The organism is Candidatus Zixiibacteriota bacterium (assembly GCA_017999435.1).
Taxonomy (GTDB): domain Bacteria; phylum Zixibacteria; class MSB-5A5; order GN15; family FEB-12; genus JAGNLV01.
This window is the reverse complement of sequence record JAGNLV010000001.1, coordinates 493,266-516,112: the sequence shown is the minus strand read 5'-3', so window position 1 is coordinate 516,112 and position 22,847 is coordinate 493,266. Positions and strand designations below refer to the sequence as shown.

Sequence of the window (22,847 nt, the reverse complement as noted above, 5' to 3'; positions counted from 1 at the left end):
GGAGAAGGCCATGGCCAAGGACCATCCGCCGGTCGAGCCGTTCCGCATCAAGTCGGTGGAGCCGGTGCGGCTGCTGAGCCGGCCGGAGCGCGAGCGCAGAGTCGTCGAGGCCCACTACAACGTTTTCAAGATCGACGCGGCCGACATCTACATCGACCTCCTGACCGATTCGGGGACGGCGGCGATGTCGAACCGCCAGTGGGCGGCGCTCATGATGGGCGACGAGTCGTACGCGGGGGCGACCTCGTTCCGCCGGTTCGAGCGGGCGGTGCGGGAGATTTTCGGCAAGCGGTTTGTTATCCCCTGCCACCAGGGGCGGGCCGCGGAGAACCTGATGTTCTCCACGGTCGCGGAGCGGGGCAAGTACATCATCAACAACACGCATTTCGACACGACCCGGGCGAACACGCTCCACAAGGGGGGGATCCCGATCGATCTGCCCTGCCGGGAGGCATCGCTCGACGAGGCCGCGCCGTTCAAGGGGAACATGGACGTGCCGCGCCTGGAGCAGTTTATCCGCGAGCGGGGGCGGGACCGGATCACGATGGTGATGCTGACGGTGACGAACAACTCGGTGGGGGGACAGCCGGTGTCGATGGCGAACATCCGGGCGGCGGCCCAGGTGTGCCGGGAGCACCGGATTCCGCTGTATTTCGACTGCGCGCGGTTCGCCGAAAATGCCTATTTCATCAAGCGGCGCGAACCGGGGTACGCGCAGAAGCCGATCCGGGAGATTGTCGCGGAGATGTTCAGCTACGTTGACGGGGCGCTCATGTCGGCCAAGAAGGACGCGCTGGCGAATATCGGCGGATTCATCACGCTGGACGATGAAGACCTCTACCGGCGGATCACCGAGCTGATGATCATCGTCGAGGGATTCCCGACCTACGGGGGGCTGGCGGGCCGCGACCTGGACGTGCTGGCGGTCGGGCTGGAGGAAGTCATGGATTTCGACTACCTGGACTACCGGGTGGGGCAGGCGGAGTATTTCGGGGAGCTGCTGAAAGAGGCGGGGATGCCGATTGTCGAGCCGGCCGGCGGGCACGCGGTGTTTGTCGATGCGGGGGCGTTCCTGCCGCACATTCCCGCGGGGCAGTTCCCCGGGCAGACGCTGGCAGTCGAGTTCTACCGGGAAGGGGGGGTGCGGGTGGTGGAGATCGGGTCGCTGATGTTCAGCGATGTCGACCCGGAGACGGGGAAAGTGACAATGGCGCCGAAAGAACTGGTGCGGCTGGCGATGCCGCGGCGGGTGTACACGAATACGCAGTATGAGTACATTGCCGACGTGGCGGCGCGGATCGCGGGACGGAAAGACCAACTGGTGGGGATGAAGGTTGTCCGGCAGCCGCGATTCCTGCGCCACTTCACCTGCGATCTGGCCCCGCTGACGCCGGAGGAGGCGCGGAGCCGGCGCGAATGAGCAGACGGCAGGGCCTCCTGGCGGCGATACTCACAGTGCTGGCGGTGACGGCGGCGGGTTGTGGCGCGGTCCGGATTGAGACCGGGGCCACGCCGGAGGAAGAGACGGCGCGCAGCGAGTCGCAGGCGAGCGCGCTGCGGCGGACCTGGGCCCAGACGTTCGATCAGGCGGACCGGCTGCGCCGGGCCGATCTGCTCAAGACCCACCTCGATTCGACATCGGCGCGGCTCATTCTCGTGGGGCGGCAGTTCGCCGGCGAGTGGCGCGACGGCAACCGGGGGCGCGGGCAGGTGATCCCGGCGGAGGAATTCCGCCGGGTGATCGACAACTCGATCGCCAAGGACCGCCCCATCCTTCAGGCCTGGGAGGACAACCTCGAATACGGCTGGGAGTGGGTGCGGGACTCCAGCCGGTTCGACAGCGGGCTGATCGGGTTGTTCGAGGAGTTCGTGCGGCACTACTACGATGTGTACAGCGCGGTGTTTCTGCCGCAGGCGGACGCCGAGACATATGTCGCGGAGATCGACCGGATGGAAGCCGCGACGCGGAAACTGAGCGAGGAACTGGCGCGCGAACTGAGCCGGCAGCCGTGAGAGAGTGGATGCCGGGAGCAGCAAATGTGCAGGAGATTTCACGGTTTCCGGCACGCCGGGCGCGACGGCGGCCGGGACCAGGGGCGGGTTATCGTGTTTGGCCTTAAGCACTTAGTGCAGGATATGGTGATGAGGATCTTTATTGGCCGAGGTCTTGCGTAAGCAAAGCGCAGAAAGAGCGCCGATAGCGCTTGACATGTATTAGGGAACTTTCTATCCTTAAACGATTTATACAGCTGTGGAGGAGCGACTATCGACCTACGGTTACTGAAGGTTTAAGTTAACTCAATTTGGATCGGTGCAATTGCGTTAAGGCCCGCAGACCGTAGTTCGAAGTGCTTCGGTTCCAGGGCCGGGTGTACGCCCGGTTGGCTATGGACATTCGGCTGTATAGATTGCTCCTCCTGAGCACGTTTGCCCTCATTTTGAGTCTGCCCGTCGCGGCCTCGGCCGACGGCGTCAATCTGGTCTATTCGGACCGGACCGGGCTCCATGCGGTGGTGACGGTCGATCCGGAACGGCTGGAGTCGGCCGTGGAGGCGGATTCCCTGCCCGGGTACTACCGGCTGTTGATGGTTGGGGTACCGTTCGGGGCGGAGGTGGAGTTGGCATCCGCGGACGCGCACAGCCGGTCAGTTCGCCCGGTGCGCCTTACGGACGGGCGGAAGATGTCGAGGCAGGCGCGGCCGCTGGTTGAGGTGTCGGAACCGTTCACGGTACGCGGGCGGCAGATGGTGACGGTGCGGGTGAACCCGGCCGGGCCCGACGGGGGATGTGCCGATTCGATCGATGTGCGCCTCACTTTCCGGGGCGGGCTGATGGAGGGGGCGGCGCCCCGGGATCCGTGGTTCGACCGGGTGTTCGGGGAGCGGGTGGTCAATTACCGGGAGTTCCGCACCTGGCCGGCGCCCGAGGCGCTGAAGACGAAGGCGGCCGCTCCGGGACCGTTTGCCGCGGGGGAGACGTGGTACAAAATCACGGTGAACCGCACCGGGCTGTGCCGGGTGACGGGGAGCCAGTTGCAGCAGGCGGGGCTGGAACTGAGCGGGCTGGCCTCCGACGCGCTCTGTTTGTTCAACGCCGGGGGACGGCGGCTGCCGCTGAACAACGCGACGCCCCGGCCGGAGTTCCGCCAGGCGGCGATCACGGTCGACGACGGCGGGGACGGGCGGTTCGATGCGGCCGACGCGATCCTCTTTTTCGCCGACGCCGGGGACCGCTGGGTCTACGCGCCGGCCACCGCGCCGTTCTGGGAAAACAATCCCTACGAGACGAAGAATGTGTACTGGCTGACGGTCCGGGAGGGGCAGGGGGTGCGGATGGCCACGGAGACGGTCGATCCCTCGGCGCCCGCGGACACCACGATCACGACTTTCACCCGGGTAATGCATCTGGAGCAGGACAACCTGCTGAAGGAGGACGCCGGCGGGGCGATCGACGATTACTACATCTGGTACTGGACGACCGGGCCGACGGTGCAACTGTCGGCGCCGAGCGTCGGGCCGGCGCCCGGAACCTCGGCGCAACTGTACTGCCGGGCCTCGACGCGCGATCCCGACGTCTCCCCGGAGATCGGCTACGTGACGGCGCGGGTCAACGGCGCGGCCGCGGCCCCGAATTACCAGAACCAGTTCCACTGCAGTTTCCGGGTGGACAATCTCACCGATGGGCTCAACACGGTGAATCTCACCATGTGGGGGGCGGACGGCGTGCTCCCCTACCTGGACTACGTGGAGCTGACCTACCAGAGTTTCCTCGCGCCGCTGGGCGGGGTGCTCGACGTGCCGCTCGGCGGGTTCGAAGGGACGGCGCGGCTGGAGGCGGTCGATAATTTCAGCGGGGACCTGGCGGTTCTCCGGCTGGACGACCCGGGCCGGCCGGTGCGGCTGGCCGGGTACACGCGCGCGGCGGGCACGATTGCCTTCACCGCGGCGCTGGCCGGCGAGGGACCGAACCGATTCTACCTGGCCGAAACGGCCGGCGCCTTCGGCCCCCTGGGAATCGAGCGGAGCACCCCGGCCGACCTGTACGCGATCGGCGAGCAGACCGACATGATCATCGTGACCTCGAGACAACTGGTCCCGGCCCTGGCCGAGTACGTGGAGCGGGCGGCCGGCCGGGGGATCTCAAGCCGGGTGGTCGCGGTCGAGGACATCATGGAGAATTTCAGCTTCGGGATGTACGATCCGACCGCGATCCGGGACTACCTGAAGTACGCCTACGAGAACTATCCGTCGCCGCCGCCGCACACGGTGCTGCTGGCGGGGGACGGCAGTTTCGACTACACCAATGCCCTGGGAACGGGAGTGCCGAACGTGGTGCCGCCGTATATCCGGCCGGACGACCGGTCGGCGGCGGACGACAACTACGTCTATTTCGGACGGTACGGCATACTCGATTCGGATACGAGCTACATTTTGGTCGGGGACCGCGGGCTGGACATGATGGTGGCGCGCTGGCCGGTGCAGACGGCGGGGGAGATCGCGACGATCGTGGAGAAGAGCCGCCGCTACGAGACCAGCGCGGCGCTCGGCCTGTGGCGGTCGGTGATTACGGTGGTGGCCGACGATGAGGTCGCCGACAATCAGACGAGCGAGACGTTCCACGTGGAGCAGGCGGAGGAACTGCTCGCGGGGCACGTGCCCCGGACGCTCCACCAGAAGAAGATCTATCTGTACGATTTTCCGCGGGTCGGGCGGGAGAAGCCGGGGGCCAACGACGCGATTGTGCGCCAGATCAACGAGGGGGCGGTGGTCGTGGATTACATCGGCCACGGGAACCCGGACGTGTGGGCGCACGAACACGTGTTCTGGCGGGACCGCGACATCCCCCGGCTGAGCAACTCCGACCGGCTGCCGCTGTTTTTCGCGGCCTCGTGCGCGATCGGGGCATTCGATGATCCGGCGCGCGAGGCGATGGCGGAGGAACTGGTCGTCTACCCGAACGGCGGGGGCATCGCGGTGATTTCGGCGATGCGCGAAGTATGGTCGACGCAGAACGCCGACCTGAATCAGAAAGTGTTCGACCTTCTCCTGACTACGGACAGTCTCACGATCGCCGAGGCGCTGTACATGGGAAAACTCGAGCGGCAGTACAACGGGGGGAGCGTACCCTACGAGATTCTCAACGACCGGTGTTACGAGTATTTCGGCGATCCCCTCGTGCGGCTCGGTCTGCCGAGGCTGCGGATCGCGTTTGACAATCCGCCCGACAGTCTCGTGGCCCTGGGGCGGTCGACGATCGCCGGGCGGGTGCTGGATCGGGAGGGACGGCCGGTGGCGGCCGACGGCCGGCTCGTCATCGAAGCCTACGATTCGGAGCGCGAGCGGCAGTACCGGCTGGCGAGCGGGAACGTGGTGTCCTACCGCCTGACCGGCCCCGCGATCTACCGGGGCACGGCGACGATCCGCAGCGGCGAATTCGAATTCGCCTTCGTCACGCCGCTCGATGTCGGCTACGGCGGAACGGGGGCGCAGATCATGACCTACGCCGAGCTGGCGGGGACGGACGGGGTCGGGGTGATCGACTCGCTCTCGATTGCGGCGGCGGTGGACACGACGCACCGCGACGAGACCGGGCCGGAGATCGCCTACGGGTTTGTCCACTCGGTTGGTTTCAGCGACGGCGGGACGGTGGCCACGGACGACGTTCTCCGGGTGACGCTGGCGGATTCCTCGGGGATCAACCTCACCGGCGGTTTGGGGCACGGCATTACGCTGGTGCTGGACGACCGGTCGGAGACGATGGCGGACCTGACGGACCGGTTTGCCTGCGACCAGGACGATTATACGCGGGGGCAGTTGGAGTACCCGCTGGCGGGGCTGTCGCCGGGGCGGCACACGTTCAAGATCAAGGCGTGGGACAACGCCAACAATTCGGCGACGGCGGCGTTCACGGCGACGGTGGCGGCGGCCGGGGGGCCGGCGCTGGTCGACCTGCTCAACTACCCCAACCCGATGCGGGAGCGGACCCGGTTTTACTACCGGTTGACGACGGCCGTGGAGCGGGTCTGCCTGGAGATTTTCACCCTGGCGGGGCGGCGGATTTGGGTGCATGAGGAGTTCCCGACAGATCCGGGCTACTATGACGATATAGAATGGTATGGGACCGATTTTGCCGGGGACCGGGTGGCCACCGGCGTGTACGTATACAAGGCCACGGCCTACCCGCGGGGCGGGGCGGCGGTGGAGACGTTCGGCAAAGTAGTAGTGGTGAATTAATAGAGACAGGAGCAAAGAGCGATGGTCAGGAAACTTGGAGTCCTTTTCGGTCTGGTGGCGGCGGCGGTGCTCGGTGCATCCGACAGCAGGGCGGAGATTTCGAACGCCGCCGTGCTGTTTCTGCGCATCGCGCCCGGAGCGCGGGCGGCGGGCATGGGCGAGGCGTTCGTGGCGGTTGCAGACGACGCGACGACGACGCACTGGAACCCGGCCGGCCTCGGGGCGTATCCGCTGGCGGACGGCTGGACGGTGGCCCGCGTGCCCGCGGACCTGCTGCCGCTGAAGGCGATCGCGGCGGTCAAGCAGGGCGGCGGCTCGGACTATACGGCCTACGAGATCTGGGCGATTTCGGGCCCGAAAGGGCTGGTGCGGTTCGACAACCGGGCCTGGCACACGGGCGAAGAGTTCAGCACCCGGACCGACCAGACCGTGCGCGGCATCGTGGCCAGCTACTTCAAGGTGCAGGACGAGGACCTGCTCAACCAGATGGTGGCGCGGGTCGCGCGGGCCAACGCCGAGATGTCGCGCGAGGAACTGGCCCTGCTGCGGGACAGCATCCTGGCCGCGCTCCCCGAAGGGTACCGCGACACCGAGTTCCTGACCCAGCGGCTCGACTCGGTGATGACGGCCTACGACGAGGTACGGCTGCGCTGGCCGAACGTCCAGGAGGCGCGCAAGGCGCTCCGCGACGGGCTGGATGACGGCGCGCTCTCGAGCGGCGAGGCGGACAAGCTGAGCGTCGCCATCGAACGCGCCCGCATGCGCTTTATCCCGGAAGAGGTCACGATTCCCTACACGGTGGTGTTCGACGGCGAGCCGACCGCGATTGCGGCCAAGGAGAAGCTCCTCGTCGTGGGAACCTCGGAAGGACTGTTCACCTACGACGGAAAGAGCTGGCGGACGTTCACGGAAAAGGACGGGCTGCCCTCAGATGAAATCCGGTCGCTGCACGCGAGCGGCGCGCAGTTCTTCGTGGGGACGGCGGAGGGGCTGGTGATGTTCACGGGGCGCGATATCGCGGCCGTCGACACGACCGGCACTCTCCCGGCGGGCTACGTCTCGGCGATCGGGGCCGACGGCACGTCGCGCGTGTGGGCGGTGATCGACGGCAAGCTGTACCGGTATGACGGCGCCTCGTGGAGCCGGGGCCGGGCCTACACGATTGCGGTTGGCGACACGCTGGAGAAGATTGCGGAGCGCTTTGCGCTCTACGGGACGGCCTCGGAGCGCCAGTCGCTCGTCGATCTGATCAAGGAGCTGAACCCGCGGGGCCCGCAGGCGCCGGCCGCGGCGGCGGCCGCGGCGCCGGCCCAGGGGGAGCCGCTCGATATCACTAAACTGGCCGAGATGGCGGCAGACACGGCAGCGGCCGACAGCGCGGCGCCGGCGGCGGAGACGGCCGCGGCGGGCGAGGCCGCGACGGCAGAGGAGGCTCCGGCGGCCGAGAGCGGCGGCGAGCCGGACTGGGCGAATCTGCCCCCCGGGGACGTGCTCATTCTCCCCTTCGCGGTGGAGATCAAAGGAAACGTGAACAGCATCGCGGCGCGGCAGGACGAGCTGTTCCTCGGGACCGACTTCGGGTTGCTGTATTTCGACGGCGAGAAGTGGCGGATGCCGGGGTGGAGCGAGTACACGGCGCCGCAGAACCAGACGGTCGAGGATGTCCTGGGCCAGCGGGCGGCGACCAACGGCGAGGCCCGGGAGCGGTATCTCTTGGCGATCCGGGAGGTCAACGGGATCGAATCGACGGTGGACTCCGGCGCGGCGATCCGGATTCCGCAGAACGCCCTGGCGGCGAAGGTGAACCTGGTGCGGCAGCGCGGCGCGAGCGTCTATTTCGCGACCGCCGAGGGGCTGCGCGTACTGGAGGACGGGCGGGTCCAGCGGATCGACGAGAAAGGGATGGGGGAAGCGAACACGATCTACATGGACGCGGTGGAGGATGAGCTGTGGCTGGCCAGCGACCGGGAGATCGTGATCAAGGCCAACGGCCGGAAAGAGTTCTCGCTCATGCACGTGAACTGGCTGCCGGAACTGGCCAGCGACATGTACTACGATTTCATCGCCGGCGTCTTCCAGGTGGGGGATGTCGGCACGGCCGGGTTCAACGTGACCTACCTGACCTACGGGGAGATCACCAACACGAACTCGCTCGGCCAGGTGATCGGGTCGTTCCGCTCGTTCGACGTGGCGGTGACCGGGTCGTTTGGGTTCCCGGTGTCGCAGAAGCTGAAAGTGGGGGTGAGTGCGAAGCTGATCCACTCGCACCTGTCGGATGTCGGGACCGAGAAGGAGAAGGGTTCGGGGACCTCGACGGGGGTGGCGGCGGATCTCGGTCTTCTGTACCAGTGGACGCCGCGGCTGAATATCGGGTTGGCGATCACCAACCTCGGTCCGGACGTGATCTATATCGACGCGGCCCAGGCCGACCCGCTGCCGCGCAACCTCGCGGTCGGGCTCGCCTACAAGGTCCTCCACACCGACTACTACACGTTCCTGGTGACGGCGGAGATGAACAAGATGCTGGTGGGGATCGACCTGTCGTCGGTCAAGGACGAGATTTCCAGCGCGATATTCAACGGCGGCGTGGAGTTCTCCTACGCCAACCTCATCGCCGGCCGGGCCGGGTACATCTACGACCAGGAAGGGCAGGTGAAGGCGGTGACGCTGGGGGCGGGGCTGAAACCGCTGGATTGGCTGCGGGCGGATTTTTCGTATATTCCGAGCAGCAAGGAATCGGTTCTGGATAACACGCTGCGGTTCTCGCTGTCGATTGTGCCGTAAGCGGGCCAGGGAAAGTCAGGCGGTTGTGAGAGAGATAGGACGTCTCGGTCGATTGGCGCTAGCGGCGGTGCTCGTGCCGGCGGCGGTGGCCGCCGGCGACGGCCTGCTGGGAATCCGCAACGTGCAGCACCCGGGGGAGACGGCGGCGGGCGAGAACCGGGTGCACCATCGCTGCCTCACGCCGCCGCGGAACCGGGCGGCCGACCGGGGGCTGGAGCGCGAACACCCGTGGTCGCTGCCGAAGCAGGCGCGGGCGGCCGATTTCGCCGACACCGTGCGCTGCCTCGTGCTCCGATTCAATTTTCAGTATGAAGCGACGGACGATCCGCACACGAGCGGGCGCGGCCGCATGCTGATCCGCGGACCGGAGGCGGACTCGGCCGCCAACCCGACCTATTTCGGCGACGCCGGCAACCTGGTCGATCCGCCGCCGCACGATTCGGCGTATTTCGACGCCCACCTGCGGGCCCTGGCGCGCTACTGGGAGGTCGTGTCCGACAGCGCGATCACGCTGGCCTGGGACATCTACCCGCCGGCGCGGGACTCGGTCTACGAGCTGCCGCACCCGATGAGCTACTACGGGCAGTGCGATTTCGACAGCGTGATCGCCGGCCTCGAGCGGTATTTCATCGACGGGATCCGGCTGGCCGACACGGTGTCGCCGGAGATCGACTTCGGCCGCTACGACGCGATCTTCATGTTCCACGCCGGGAGCGACCGGCAGAATGATTTCGGGCCGAACTCGGTCGGCGTGCCCTACACGTGCAGCGACCTGTTCACGGGGTTCATCCTGTTCGGGGATTCGCTGGCGGTGGACGAGGGGGCGAACTGGGTGAAGACGGCGCTGCTGATGCCGGAGACGGTCAACCAGGACAACCGGGCGACGACGATGAACGCGGTCCTGGCGCACGAGTTCGGGCACCAGCTCGGGCTGGTCGACCTGTACAGCACGGCGACCTTCATGTCGCAGCTGGGGGATTTCGCGCTCATGGACAACAACGGGTTCGGGACGACGGTCGATTTCGGGCTGCCGGTCGGCGGCGTCTACGGGACGATGCCGCTCTACCCCTGCGCCTGGTCGCGGGCCTACCTCGGGTATGTCCAGGTCTACGACTTCCGCGAGGGCACGAGGATCCCGCTGGCGGCGGCGCAGATGGTGCAGGAGGGGATCAAGGTGGCGCGCATCCCCATCACCGAAAAGGAATACTACCTGCTGGAGAACCGGATCATCGAGTACGACGGGCTGCCGACGGGGCAGAAGCAGGACACGGCGACCGGCGTGCTCCAGGGGCCGGTCCAGGTGATCATTACGCCCCAGGGGGACACGGTGGCGGGGGAGTTCACCCGCGAGTACGACTTCCTCCTGCCAGGCTCGGGCATGCTCATCTACCACGTCGACGAGAGCGTCGCCGGACTCGACTACGACGGGGACGGGGTGAACAATTTCGACGACAACCAGCTCCAGTGGGATCCGGCGCGGCGGTTCATTTCGCTGGTGGAGGGGGACGGGATCGTCAATTTCGGCGGCTACTACCGGGCGGGGTGGGGCGCGGCGGCCGACATGTACCGGGACGACCGCAACCGGTCGTTCACGCCGAACACGAACCCGCCGACGATCGACAACACGGGCAACAACACCCACATCCGGATCACGGGGATCACGCGCAAGATCGACACCCTCGGGGCATCGATCGTCGTGCGTGATTCGCTCATGCTGTTCGACGTGGAGACGGAGAATCTCGTGGCCGGGTTCCCGGTGCGGGTCGGGGAGTCGACGCTGCCGTTGTCGCCGATCGCGGCGGATCTCAACGGGGACGGGACCGACGAGATCATCGCGGCGGCGGGCAAGCGGGTGGTGGCGTTCACGACGGACGGGGAGGGATATTTCCACAAGTTTTTCGGCACCTCGGACGAGCTGTTTTTTGACTCGGCCAAGGCGAGAGTGCATCCGGGGCGGCCCTATCCGGTGCCGGTGTTCGCGACGGCCCAGTCAGGGCAAGTCCTTTCGGCCGGGCCGGTTGCCGGCGCTTTCGGGAATCTGAATGACACGCTCCATATAGCAGTAGGGTACCGAAGAGAGTCGGATTCATTGGGCAGGAACGGCAATGTAATCATCTATCGTGCTACGGACTTCGATCAGAATGGCCTAGCTGTATCTGCTGCCGGTTTCGCGACGAATGGTCGAGGTTTCCCGGCGGCGTTAGCTTTTGGCGACGTCTTGTGGGTGCTGACCAGCGAGGGACACGTCTACCGCAGGTCTTCTTTGATGGATTCGGCAATCGAGCTGGGGTCGTTTCCGATGGACGAGTACCACGGTATCTGCCGGGCGGGGAGCGGGCTCGTGCTGGTCGGCGGCGATGAGACGCACACGGTCTGGCACGCCATCGACTCGACCGGGGCCAGCAATGCGCTCACGGTCGACGGCCACTACCGGTTCGGGCCGGTGCTGGCGGATGTCGACCGGGACGGCGTGCCGGAGGCGGCGGGCTTTTCCGCGGAGGGGGATGCGATTCTGATCGCGGTCGACACCACCGTGTCGCCGGCGGCGCTGGAGGTGAAAGCGCAGAAGCGCACCGGGCTGAGCGTGAGGGCCAACCCGGCGGCGGCGGACATGGATGACGACGGCTATCCCGACCTGGTGGTCGGCGGCGTGAACCAGGTGGCCGCGTTCGACCGGCAGCTCACGCTGCTGGCGGATTTCCCGAAAGAACTTGACGACCGGTTCCCGGAGGCGGAGGTGATCGCGGCCCCGGTGGTCGGCGACATTCAGCGGGGGGGGCGGCCGGAGGTGATCGCGCCGACGGAGCCGGGGAATATTTATGCCTATGGCGACCGCGCGGCGACCGGGTTCCCGCTTTCGGCCGGCGAATTCTGTATCGGGTCGCCGCTGGTGGTGCACGACTCGCTCGGCGGGAAGCTCGGGTACCTCGGCCTCGACGGCTGGTTCTACCTGTGGCACACCAATCTCGACAGCGTGCGGAATTACTGGCCGATGGCGGGAGCGGATCCGGCCGGATCATTCGCGCTCGACGGTTCCAAACTCGGCGAGCCGAGGCAGTACGCGGCGGGATTCGACGGGAAGCGGTTCTACAACTACCCCAACCCGGTGACGGAAGGGCGGACGACGATCCGGTATTTTCTCGGACGCGCGGCGCGCTCGGTGGGGCTGACGATCTATGATCTGTCCGGCACCGAGGTGGCGGCGCTGCAGGGGCCGACGGCGGGCGGAGTCGACAACGAACTGGAGTGGGTCTGCGGGAAGGTGACGCCGGGCGTCTACCGGTGCCGGATCGAAGTTGATTTCGGCGGGGAGACGGAGACGGCGTTCACCGACATCGCGGTGCTGAAGTAAGGAGCGGGTATGATGCGGCGCGGGATTGCCGGATGGATGATGTGTCTGGGCGCGGCCGGCCTAGCGGCGGGCGGGGCCGCAGCGGTGGAGCTGACTCCCTCGCCGCTGGAGCAGGCGCAGGTCGAGGTACGCTACGGCCTGGCGGCGGCGGGGAATCTCGACCGGTGGGCCGCGGCCGAACTCGCTCCCGGGGATACGGGACAGGCGGGAACGCTCCCGGGCGAGAAATCGCCGGTCAAGGCGATGCTTCTGTCGCTGGCGGTCCCGGGCGCGGGACAATGGTACTACGGCAGCCGGATCAAACCGTTCGTGTTCCTCGGTCTCGAGGCGCTCGCCTGGGGCCTCCATGCGCACTACCACTATAACGGCGAGGACATGACCGATGAATTCGAGGCGTTCAACCGGGAGCACTGGTCGCAGCAGGCGTATGCGGACTATCTCAACTGGGCCTATGACGGACTGACGATAAAGGACCTCGAGGACACAGTGATTCCCGGCCTGACGCATCATTTGCCGGACACCCGAACGCAACAGTACTACGAGATGACGGGGAAGTACAACCAGTTTGCCTGGGGATGGGATGACGCGAATCTGCAGGGGCTGATGCTGTACGCCGATTATAGTCAGAGCAATCCTCCGCCCAAGATAGACCAGGGAGTGCCGGCATCGCCCCGCCGGGACAAATACGAGGATATGCGAGGGGACGCCAACCACGAGTTCAAGAAGGCGGGCCGGATGCTGGTGGGGGTGGTGGTCAACCACGTGGTGAGCGGCTTGGAGGCGTTCTTCATGACGCGGCACCGGAACCGGCAGCTGCGCGGCGACGACGAGGCGGAGGAGTTCCTGTCGAATCTGAGCATCGAGCCATCGCTGCGGTCGGTCTACAGGTTCCAGGACACGCCCTACGTGCAGGTGAATTACTCGTTCTGAAAAAAGGGACAGCATGAGAATTCGGGTTGCGATAGCATTGGGAATCGGTCTGGTGGCGGGGGGGGCGGTCTGCGCGGCCGCGGTCGGGGCGGCGGGGGTACGGCCGGCGCCCGTGCAGACAAGTCTCGCCACGCAGATCCGGGCGGACGGACTCGCCTGGCGGCCGACCGCGGCGGTCACCGAATGGGAGGACGACGGGACTCTGACGCCGGCGCCGAAGGAGAACCGGCCGCAGGAGGGGAAGAAGAAGTCGCCGGTCAAGGCGGCGGCCCTGTCGGCGCTCGTGCCGGGGCTGGGGCAGCTCTACAACGACCGCGACATCAAAGCGCGCTGCTTCTTCGCCGCCGAGGGACTCACCTGGGTCGCTTTCGGGGCGTTCCGGCTCTACGGCGACTGGAAGAAGGACGACCTGATCGCCTACGCGGCCGTCCATGCCAACGCGCAATTGGAGGGGAAGAGCGACCAGTATCTCGACTGGGTGGGGTTCTACGACAGCATTGACGATTTCAACAGGGCGGGGCGGGTGGGGGACCCGGACCGGCGCTACCTGCCGGATGTGCCGGAATACCACTGGGTGTGGCCCAGCGACGCCGAGCGGGAGACCTTCCGCAGCCTGAAGAATTCGAGCCGGGAGGCATACCGGCGGGGGGACTGGATGCTGTGGGCGGCCGTGATCAACCGGGTGGTGGCGGTGATCGACGCGGTGCTGGATGCGCGCCGGGCCAACCGGGTGGTCGACGAGGGCTGGACGATCGGGGGAGTGCGCTATGATCTGGAATTCCATCCGACATCCCCGACCCGCCAGGTGGCGCTCACGGTGTACCCGGGGTTTTAGGCGGAGTATGCGGGCAGGCGCGGTCAGCGTAGGTGCAGCGGCGGCGGCTATCGCGCTCTCGTGCGGGGGGCCGGGAGGGGCCGGGGATGAAACCGCGGCCCCGCCGGCGCCGGCGGGAGTGATTGTCGAGCAGGTGATCGCCGGAGAGGTGCTCGGCCTCCCGCTGCAGAGCCCCTGGGGACTGGCGGCGGGAACGGACGACAATGTCTACTGCGTCGACCGGGGGAACAACCGCATCATCAAATTCAGCCGGGCTCTTCAACCGATCCGCGATGCGGGCGGGGCGGGGAGCGAGGCGGGTCTGCTCAGCCGTCCGGGTTACGCAGCGGTCGACAACCAGCTCAATGTGTGGGTGGCCGACGAGGGGAACCAGCGGATCTCGCGCTTCAATTCGGACCTCCTGTTCGTGGACGCGACCGAGTTCTACAATGCCGACGACCCGCTGCAATTCGGGGAGCCGGGCGGGGTGGCGGTCAGCGCGCACGGCGAGCTGTGGGCGGGAGACCGCCAGCGCAACCGGATCGCGGTGTTCACGAACACGGGGGCGTTCGACCGGTTCGTCGGCGATTTCGGCTACGCGGGGGGACAGGTGCGGGAGCCGCAGGGGATCCGGGCGGACGGCGCCGGGCGGTACTATGTGTGTGACGGCGGGAACGGGCGGGTGGTCGTGTACGACCGGTACGGCACGATGGTGCGGACGATCGCGCACGACGCGTGGGCGCGGCCGAAGGCGGCGGCACCGGCCGGGGGAGGATTGTGGGTGCTCGACGGCGCGGGGCGGGTGTACTTCTGCGACGCGCGGGGCGGGATTCTGTTCGCGGCCGGGCCGATGCTGCCGGGCAGCGACTCGCCGCTGCGCGAGCCCTCGGACCTGGCGGTGCTCGCCGACGGGCGGCTGCTGATCGCCGACACGGGGAACAACCGCCTGCTGGTCTGCCGGGTGATCAGCGACGCCGGGTAGCGCCGGAGCGAAGGGTCGCCGATGCCACGAGTCACCCTGGCGGTTTTCCTCTGGTGTACGGCGGCGCTGCCGCTGGCGGCGGCGCGGGTGACGCTGGTGGGAGAAGCGATCCCGCGCTGGTACCCGACCGGATCGCGTCTCGTGATCTCAGGATCCGATTCACTGTTTTTCAACGGGCGGCTGCTGGCGGCCGGGCGGGAGTACCGGTTCGATGCAGGGCGCCGGGGGTTCGATCTGTCGGACCTGCACGCCCAGCCGGGGGACACGCTCGTGCTCACCTATGCGCCGGCGCCGTCATGGCTGGCCGCCCGCTACGGCCGGCCCCTGCCGGAGATTGTGCCGCCGGGCGGGGGAACACCCGCGCTCGAGCCGCCGCGGCGGACCGCTCCCCGGAAAGCCTCCGGCGGGCTGGCGCTCTCGGGAGCGAAATCGTTCCGGTTTGCGGCGCGGTCGGCGGGGACGGCGGATTTCAGCCAGTCGCTTGACGTGACCGTGGCGGGGGAACTCACGCCCGGGCTGATGATCCGCGGAGCGGTCTCGGACCGCGGCTATGACGCGGCGTACGGGACGGTGAACAGCCGTCTGAACGAGCTGAACAAAATCAACCTGGAACTGGAGTCGGCGCGCTTCCTCGCGCGGGTCGGCGACATCGAACTGCGGCACCGCCTGGCGGCGCTCCAGGGGCGGACGGCGCGGGTGAGCGGCGCGTCGGTGACGGTGCGCGAGCCCCGGTGGTATGTCGAAACGGCGGCGGCCCGGCCCAAGGGGCTGCACCAAACGGCGCGGTTCCCGGGCGAGGACGGGGTCCAGGGCCCCTACCGGATCGGCCCGCGGGCGCAGCCGATCGTCCCGGGATCCGAGACGGTCTGGCTCGACGGCGAGAAGCTCGCCCGGGGAAGCAACAACGACTACACGATGGATTATCCCGCGGGGTCGATCACGTTCAACGTGAACCATCCGATCGACCGCCGCCGACGGATCGAAATCGACTACGAGGTGCAGGCGACCGATTACCGGGAGGAGGTGTACAGCGGGGGGGGCGGGGCGGCGCTCGGCGATTCGACCTTCGTCCTGGAGACCGGCTGGCTGCGGGAGGGCGACGACCGCGGGTCGCCCCTCGGCGGAGAACTCTCCGAGAGCGACCGGGCGATTCTGGAGGCGGCGGGCGACAGCGCCGCGCCGGCCTACCGGTCGGGCGTGCGGCCGGATACGGCGGGGGCCTACGTGCTGGTGGCCGACAGCCTCCCCGACAGCGTCTACCAGTACGTCGGGGCGGGGGAGGGGGATTACACGGTGACGTTCAGCTATGTCGGGGCTGGGGACGGCGCCTATCGGAACCTGGGCGGAAACCGGTTTCTCTATGCGGGCGCGGGGAACGGGGACTATCTCCCGGTGGTGGCGCTGGCGGCGCCGGAGCGGACCGACCAGTATGTCGCGCGGGGGCGATGGCGGGACCGCGCTCTCGGCGAGGTGACCGCCGAGTACCGCCGCAGCGAGCAGGACCGCAATCTCTTCAGCCCGCGGGGGGACGGCGACAACGGGGGGAATCTCTGGGCGCTGGGTTACGCGCGGCCATGGGGAGAGCCGGGGCGCGGAGACGGGATCACCCTGCAGTCGCGCTTTCGCGAGGGGACCTTCCGTACGCGCGAGCGCCTCTACGAACCGGAGTTCAATCGCCGAAACCACCTGCCGGACGACTACGAGCCGGCATCGGACGAGTGGCGGCACGAGGGCACGGCGAGTTTCAGTCCCGCCGAGGCGGTGACGCTCGCGCCGAGCGGGTCGCTGGTCCGCTGCGACGACGGGACCGAGGCGGAGAGCGGAGGGATGCGGGCGACGGTGCGGCCGGGGCGCGGCGTGGAGGTCGCGGGGGGCGTCCGGTCGGCGACGACGACGGTGGTGGGCGCCGGCCGGCGCTCGGACGGCGCGGCGCGGACGATCGACGGCGGGGTGCAGTATGAGGCGGGCAAGGGATGGCGGATCGAGACCGGAGCGGAGCGGGACGAGCGCACGAATTCGTACGCCGGGCCGCGCCGCGGCACGCGGTTTGTGCGCTACCGGCTGGCGGCCGGCCAGCGGACCGAGCAGGTCCAGGCGGAGCACTATGTCGAGGACACGCTGACCGGGAACTGGCGTGAGGCGCTCCGGCGCACGCGGTTGGAACTGCGCTCGACCCGCCGCATTCGGACACTCGCCTACCAGGCCACCGCCGCCTACCAGTGGCTGGATCAGCCGGAAACTCGGGAGGAGTCGTTTCTCGGGCGGCTGAACCTCCAGTACGCCGACCCGGGCCGGCGCGTGATGGCGGCCGCGACCTACCTCCTCTCCGACGAGACGCGGAATGTGCGCGGGCTGTCTTACCTCGAGGTGGAACCGGGCCGGGGGGACTACGTGTGGGAGGACGGGCAGTATGTGCCCGACCCGAACGGGAACTATGTCCGGGTGGAGGAAATCCTGTCGGACCGGGCGGCCGTGTCGCGGGGGGAGAAGAGCTTCTCGTTCAGCAAGGACTGGGATGGCCTGCTCGTGCGGTTCACCTCGCGGACGGAAGAGGAACTCCTCGCGCAGGGAAAACGCACGGCGCTCTGGGTGCTGCCGTTCTACTCCGATCCCGACGAGGCGTACCAGTTCTACAGCTCGCGCTACGCCGCGGAGGTGCGGCTGATCCCGATCGCGAACGCCTACGCGGTCAATGTGGAGGCGAGTGAGAACCGGGAGGTGCGGACGATCGCGGGGAGCAACCGGGAGCGCCGCGACCGCCGGGGAACGGTGACTTTCCGCCAGGCGGCGGGGCAGAGGAGTTTCGAGGAGGCGGTGACGCTGTTCGACGCCGATCGCGATGCCTACTACTCCGGCGGGGGGGTGATCGAGGGCTGGCAGGCCGAGGCGGCAATCCGGCAGTTGATCGGCCTTCACGAGGTGAGCGGAGGGAGCGGATATCGGAGGGCCTCGGGAGCGGGCGGCGAAGAGTCGCGGCAGTACCTTCTCCGCGGAGGCCTGCGGCTGGCGGTGGTCAGCCGGGGGGAGGTGCGTTCGACCATCGAGCTGTATCGCCAGGAGCTGAGCGGAGTGGCGGGGCTGCCCTCGTATACGCTCACGGACAGCCGGTACGGCCGCCGGGGGGCGATCTGGTCGCTCGAGTTCCGCTACGGGGTGCGGGAGGATTTCCGGGTGAGTGCGGCGATCGACGGGCGGCACTCGGATGATCGAACGGCGCGGGTGACCGCCCGCGGTGAAATGGTGGCGGGGTTCTGATGAAGATGGCGCGCGCGTGGGTGTGGCTCTGGCTGGCGGCCGGGGCGGCCGCCTCGCCGGCCCGGGAGGCGGGGTTCGAAGGGCCCCGACCGGTGAACGCCGCCGCCGTCGAGCGGGCGGCGCGCCAGCCGGCAGTGTCACTGGACTCGCTGGAGCGCATGCTGCAGACGGAAGGTTACATGGATGCGGCGGTGAGCCAGGAGGAGGGCCGGGTGCGGGTGCGGGCCGGGGACCGAGCCCGGTTGCGGGTGGCGACGGTGATCAGCGGAGCGGACACCACGGCGCTTCGATTGGAGGCGTGGTTTCGGGAAGCCGAGGTGACGCGCCTGATCGATTCGCTGCTGGACCGGCGGCGCGAATGCGGCTACTACTATGCTTCGATAACAATAAGCGGGATAGAGCGATCCGGCGATGACATCATGTTATACATGAGCCTCGTCCCCGGACCCGTGATGCGGCTCGGGGAAGTGCATTACCTGGGATTACGGCGCACGAAGCCCGCGACTGCAGTGCGCTATCTGACCGCGAACGCCGGCGACAGCCTGACCGATCGCTACCTCGTGCGGTTGGAGCGCGAGGCAGCGGAGATCCCGTGGCTGCGCTTCCTTCCCCCGGCCACCGTGCGGCCGCTTCCGGGGTTTACCTCGGCGGATGTGGAGCTGCAGTTCGTGGAAGAGCGGCCGCTCCGGCTCGATGTGGGTGGGGGATATATCCCCGATACATCCGAGGCGACGGTCGTGTGGCACGTTGATGCGCGGCTGAACAACCTGTTCGGCGGGGGCCGCCGGGCGCGGGTTCTGTCGGAGCGGCGGGACAAGGACCGCCGGCTCCTGCAGGTGAGCTACCTGCAGCCGCTGTTCTTCGCCGGCCGGGCGGAGGGGCGGATCGAAGCGGCGACGCGGGATTACCGGACGTTGTTTTACGAGTTCGCGCTACGCGCGGGATACGCAGTCCGGCTGGCGCAGGGGGTAACGGCGGGGGTCGATCTGGAGTACCGCGGAGTGGAGCCGGCCGAGGGAGGGCGGTCCTATGATGCGTACGCGGCGGGGTTCAGCGCCCGCTGGGACCGCGTCGATGAGCCGCTGAACCCGGCCAACGGTTTCGAGGCCCGGACGACGATCAGCTATGGACACCGGAAGTATGCGCGCGGCGCGGCCGGGGAGGGAGAGCGGACGCAGTACGGCGAGACGCGGACGGTGTTCGAGGCCCGGGTCTACCGGCGGATCGCGGGGCCGCTGGCGGCGTGCGCCGGGCTGGGATACCGGGGGTTTGAGACGAGCGAGGATTTTCCGCCCCCGGCCGAGCTCAACCTGATCGGGGGTCCGGGGACGCTGCGCGGGTATCGGAACGAGCAGTTCGCGGCGCTGCGGGCGGTGCTGGCGACGATCGAACCGCGCATACGGTTCGGGGCGGGGTATGCATTCGGGTTCTACGACGGGGCCTTTCTGAGCAACCGTGTGTCCGCGGCCGGGGGGGGGCGAACGGAGGAGTCGTATCGGTCGGGATTCGGGGGCGGGGTGGCGCTCACCGACGGAGTGCGGGCCGTGACGGTGGCGCTGGGGTGGAATCCGGAAGTCCCTTTCCGCGAGCCCCGGCTGTCGATCGAAGTCCGCTCGGGGTTTTAAAAGTTGACGCTCCCCGGCCGGGCGCCTAGACTCAGGGCATGCGGCGATTTCTGGATACCATGCGCCTGATCCGGGCGGGCAACTGTGCGCTGGCGGCGGCGGGGGTCGGGGTGGGGGCGTACATGACCTGGGTGGAGCCGGTCTACCTGCGGCCGGCGCTGGCGGCGGCGGCCACGTTCCTCATGTGCGCCGCCGGAAACGCCATGAACGACCTTACCGATATCGTGGGCGACCGCATCAATCACCCGGAGCGGGTGCTGGTGACCGGCGCCTTGGCGCCGGAGTTTGCGCGGCGGCTGGCGATTGCGTGCGCGGCCGCGGCCGCCGCACTGGGAGCGCTGGCCGGGCTGGAAGTGGCCGCCCTCGTGCTGCTGGCGGCGGCACTGCTGGCCGCCTACAACCTCCACTTGAAAAATCTCCCGGTGGCGGGGAATCTGACGGTGGGAGTCCTCGGGGGGATGACGTTTCTCGCCGGGGGAGCGGCGGTGGATCCGACGCTGGCCTGGATCCTCCCGGGGCCGCTGATCCCGGCGGTGTTCGCGGTCCTGTTCCACTTCGTGCGGGAGATTCTGAAGGACGCGCGCGATATCGCGGGGGACCGGGCCGTGGGATCGTGTTCGCTCCCGCTGGCGCTCGGAATCCGGGCCTCGCTGACGGCGGCGCTGGTGCTCTTCGCAGCGCTGGTGGTGCTGACGATCGTGCCGGTGGCGGCGGGCTGGTTCGGGACACTGTACAAGGTGATCACGGTCTACGTGATCGATTTCCCGGTGCTGGCGCTGCTGATCCTGGTGTGGGGGAATCCGACGGCGCGAATGTTGTCGATCGGGTCAACGGCGCTCAAGGCGGGAATGGCGTTAGGCGTTGTCGCGCTGTTGGTTGCTTAACTTTCTGTGAAACCGCCACGGTTCCTCGCCGGTATAACACGATGTTCGGCCCGCCTCAGGCAGGCGGGGTATACGCAGATGCGAAGACCACGGTGTGCAGCAGCATGAAAGCGATTGGGCCCGGCCTGGCAGCTACCATTCTCTTACTTTTTGAAACCGTCGCGGCCGAAGGGTTGTCGGTGTCGCAGGCGCTGGATAAGTCGCACCTGGCGTTTGAGGACAGCGCGGTGTTCACGATCACCCTTTCCTGGCCGGGGCCGCAGTTCGCCTACCGTTTCCCCGAGCCGCTCGATCCGACATTCGAGAAACTGCAGGTGACGCGGTTTGAGACCGCCGTCGCATCGCAAGGAACGGGGGCCGAGGAAACCACCCACAAGACTTTCCGGTACACCCTGGCGCCGCTGGCTCCGGGGACGGGGCGGATCGCGCCGGTGACGATTTCCTACGTGACCTACCCCGACAGCATCCCGGGGGAAGTGGTGACGGAGCCGATGACGGTGGCGGTGGAGCGGCCGGCGGCGGCGCCGGAGGACAAGCCGCGCGGACGGTGGTGGCTGTGGCTGGCCGGCGCGTTGGCGGCGGCGGGGGCGGGGGCGGCGGTCGTGATCCGCAAGGCGCGGCGGCCCGCGGCGGCCCCGCCGGTCAAGACCCCGGCGGACACGGCGCTGGAGCAGCTCGACCGCCTGCACGTCGAGGCGGCCGGCGACCTCAAGAAATTCCAGGCGGGTCTGTACCGCGTGCTCGCCGAGTTTCTGCGGGCGCGGTTCAATATCGACGCCGACGTGCTGGACGACAGCCAGTTGGCGCAGGCGGTCCGGGGGGCGGACCTTCGGGCCGATGTGCGCGACCAGCTCGCCGCCTGGATCGTGACCGCGCGGCAGGACAAATTCCGACCGGTGGCGGGGGCGCCGGGGGAGACCGTGCGCCGCGAGGCCGAAGTGCGCGAGGCGCTGCAAAAGGTGACCTGACGAGTTGAATCCGTATAGATGGAGGTTGCATGCACAGCGAGATACAGGAAATTCAGGCCCGGGTGGAAGGCGAATCGGCGTTCGTCCGGCGGCTGACCGACCAGATGGCGGCCGTGATTGTCGGGCAGAAGTATCTGGTGGAGCGGCTGCTGATCGGAATCCTGTCGAACGGGCACATTCTTATCGAGGGTGTGCCGGGGCTGGCCAAGACGCTGTCGGTGCACACGCTGGCGAGCGCGATCCAGGCCAAGTTCCAGCGGCTGCAGTTCACCCCCGACCTGCTGCCGGCCGACCTGATCGGCACGATGATCTATAATCCGCAGACGGCGGCGTTCTCGGTCAAGAAGGGGCCGGTTTTCGCGAACATCATTCTCGCCGACGAAATCAACCGGGCGCCGGCAAAAGTGCAGTCGGCCCTCCTCGAGGCGATGCAGGAGCGGCAGGTGACGATCGGGGAGACGACTTTCCCGCTCGAGGAGCCGTTCCTCGTGCTGGCGACCCAGAACCCGATCGAGCAGGAGGGCACCTACCCCCTGCCGGAGGCGCAGATCGACCGGTTCATGCTGATGCTGAAGATCGGGTACCCGACGCCCGCGGAGGAGCGGGAGATCATGGAGCGGAACACCGGGATGGGGACGGCGCGGGTGGAGAAGGTGGTCACCCCGGGGGACATTCTCCAGGCGCGCCAGGTGGTGCGCTCGATCTATGTCGACGACAAGGTAAAGGACTACATCGTCAACATCATCTTCGCGACGCGCGAGCCGCAGAAGTACGGGCTGGGGGAGCTGAAGGATCTGATCGCGTTTGGGGCCTCGCCGCGGGCGACGATCTACCTCAATCTCGCGGCCAAGGCGCACGCCTTTCTGCGCGGGCGCGGGTACATCACCCCCGAGGACATCAAGGCGATCGGCCACGACGTGCTGCGCCACCGGGTCCTCCTGACCTACGAGGCGGAGGCCGAGGAGGTCACGTCGGACGACGTGGTGACGAAGGTTTTCGACGCTGTGGAAGTGCCGTAAG

General features: G+C 67.8%; 13 protein-coding genes. All 13 read left to right on the top strand.

Annotated elements, in window-relative coordinates; genetic code table 11:
* The first annotated feature begins 10 nt into the window (after nt 1-10).
* The 13 genes from KA261_02295 to KA261_02235 all read left to right on the top strand — a co-directional run bounded on the left by KA261_02295 (nt 11) and on the right by KA261_02235 (nt 22,846).
* On the top strand, nt 11-1,420 hold the full coding sequence (locus KA261_02295; protein ID MBP7696615.1) for a tryptophanase: 1,410 nt from the start codon (nt 11-13) through the stop codon (nt 1,418-1,420).
* Nucleotides 1,417-2,013 carry a hypothetical protein gene (locus KA261_02290; GenBank protein MBP7696614.1) on the top strand — a complete coding sequence of 199 codons (597 nt, stop codon included), beginning with the start codon at nt 1,417-1,419 and terminating at the stop codon, nt 2,011-2,013. The genes KA261_02295 and KA261_02290 overlap by 4 nt, the downstream gene beginning before the upstream one ends.
* Before the next feature lie 374 nt (nt 2,014-2,387).
* Nucleotides 2,388-6,233, top strand: a complete 3,846-nt coding sequence (gene porU / locus KA261_02285; GenBank protein MBP7696613.1) for a type IX secretion system sortase PorU — start codon at nt 2,388-2,390, stop codon at nt 6,231-6,233.
* A gap of 21 nt (nt 6,234-6,254) precedes the next feature.
* The gene (locus KA261_02280; GenBank protein MBP7696612.1) at nt 6,255-9,017 is read left to right on the top strand and encodes a PorV/PorQ family protein; all 2,763 of its coding nucleotides are present in this window, start codon (nt 6,255-6,257) and stop codon (nt 9,015-9,017) included.
* A 25-nt stretch (nt 9,018-9,042) separates the two neighbouring features.
* The gene (locus KA261_02275) at nt 9,043-12,369 is read left to right on the top strand and encodes a hypothetical protein (protein ID MBP7696611.1); all 3,327 of its coding nucleotides are present in this window, start codon (nt 9,043-9,045) and stop codon (nt 12,367-12,369) included.
* 12 nt (nt 12,370-12,381) lie between these two features.
* Entirely contained in the window at nt 12,382-13,299 is a 918-nt protein-coding gene (locus tag KA261_02270) for a hypothetical protein (GenBank protein ID MBP7696610.1), read from the top strand.
* Between the two features lie 13 nt (nt 13,300-13,312).
* A complete protein-coding gene (locus KA261_02265; protein ID MBP7696609.1) occupies nt 13,313-14,134 on the top strand; it encodes a hypothetical protein in 822 nt (273 codons plus the stop codon).
* 7 nt (nt 14,135-14,141) lie between these two features.
* Nucleotides 14,142-15,095 carry an NHL repeat-containing protein gene (locus KA261_02260; protein ID MBP7696608.1) on the top strand — a complete coding sequence of 318 codons (954 nt, stop codon included), beginning with the start codon at nt 14,142-14,144 and terminating at the stop codon, nt 15,093-15,095.
* Between the two features lie 21 nt (nt 15,096-15,116).
* Nucleotides 15,117-18,350, top strand: a complete 3,234-nt coding sequence (locus tag KA261_02255) for a hypothetical protein (GenBank protein ID MBP7696607.1) — start codon at nt 15,117-15,119, stop codon at nt 18,348-18,350.
* Nucleotides 18,350-19,975 carry a BamA/TamA family outer membrane protein gene (locus KA261_02250; protein MBP7696606.1) on the top strand — a complete coding sequence of 542 codons (1,626 nt, stop codon included), beginning with the start codon at nt 18,350-18,352 and terminating at the stop codon, nt 19,973-19,975. Before KA261_02255 ends, KA261_02250 begins: the two co-directional genes overlap by 1 nt.
* 38 nt (nt 19,976-20,013) lie before the next feature.
* Nucleotides 20,014-20,859: a UbiA family prenyltransferase gene (locus KA261_02245; protein ID MBP7696605.1), complete on the top strand. Its 846-nt coding sequence runs from the start codon at nt 20,014-20,016 to the stop codon at nt 20,857-20,859.
* A 104-nt stretch (nt 20,860-20,963) separates the two neighbouring features.
* On the top strand, nt 20,964-21,827 hold the full coding sequence (locus tag KA261_02240; protein ID MBP7696604.1) for a hypothetical protein: 864 nt from the start codon (nt 20,964-20,966) through the stop codon (nt 21,825-21,827).
* A gap of 29 nt (nt 21,828-21,856) precedes the next feature.
* Entirely contained in the window at nt 21,857-22,846 is a 990-nt protein-coding gene (locus KA261_02235; protein MBP7696603.1) for a MoxR family ATPase, read from the top strand.
* Nucleotide 22,847 lies beyond the last annotated feature (1 nt).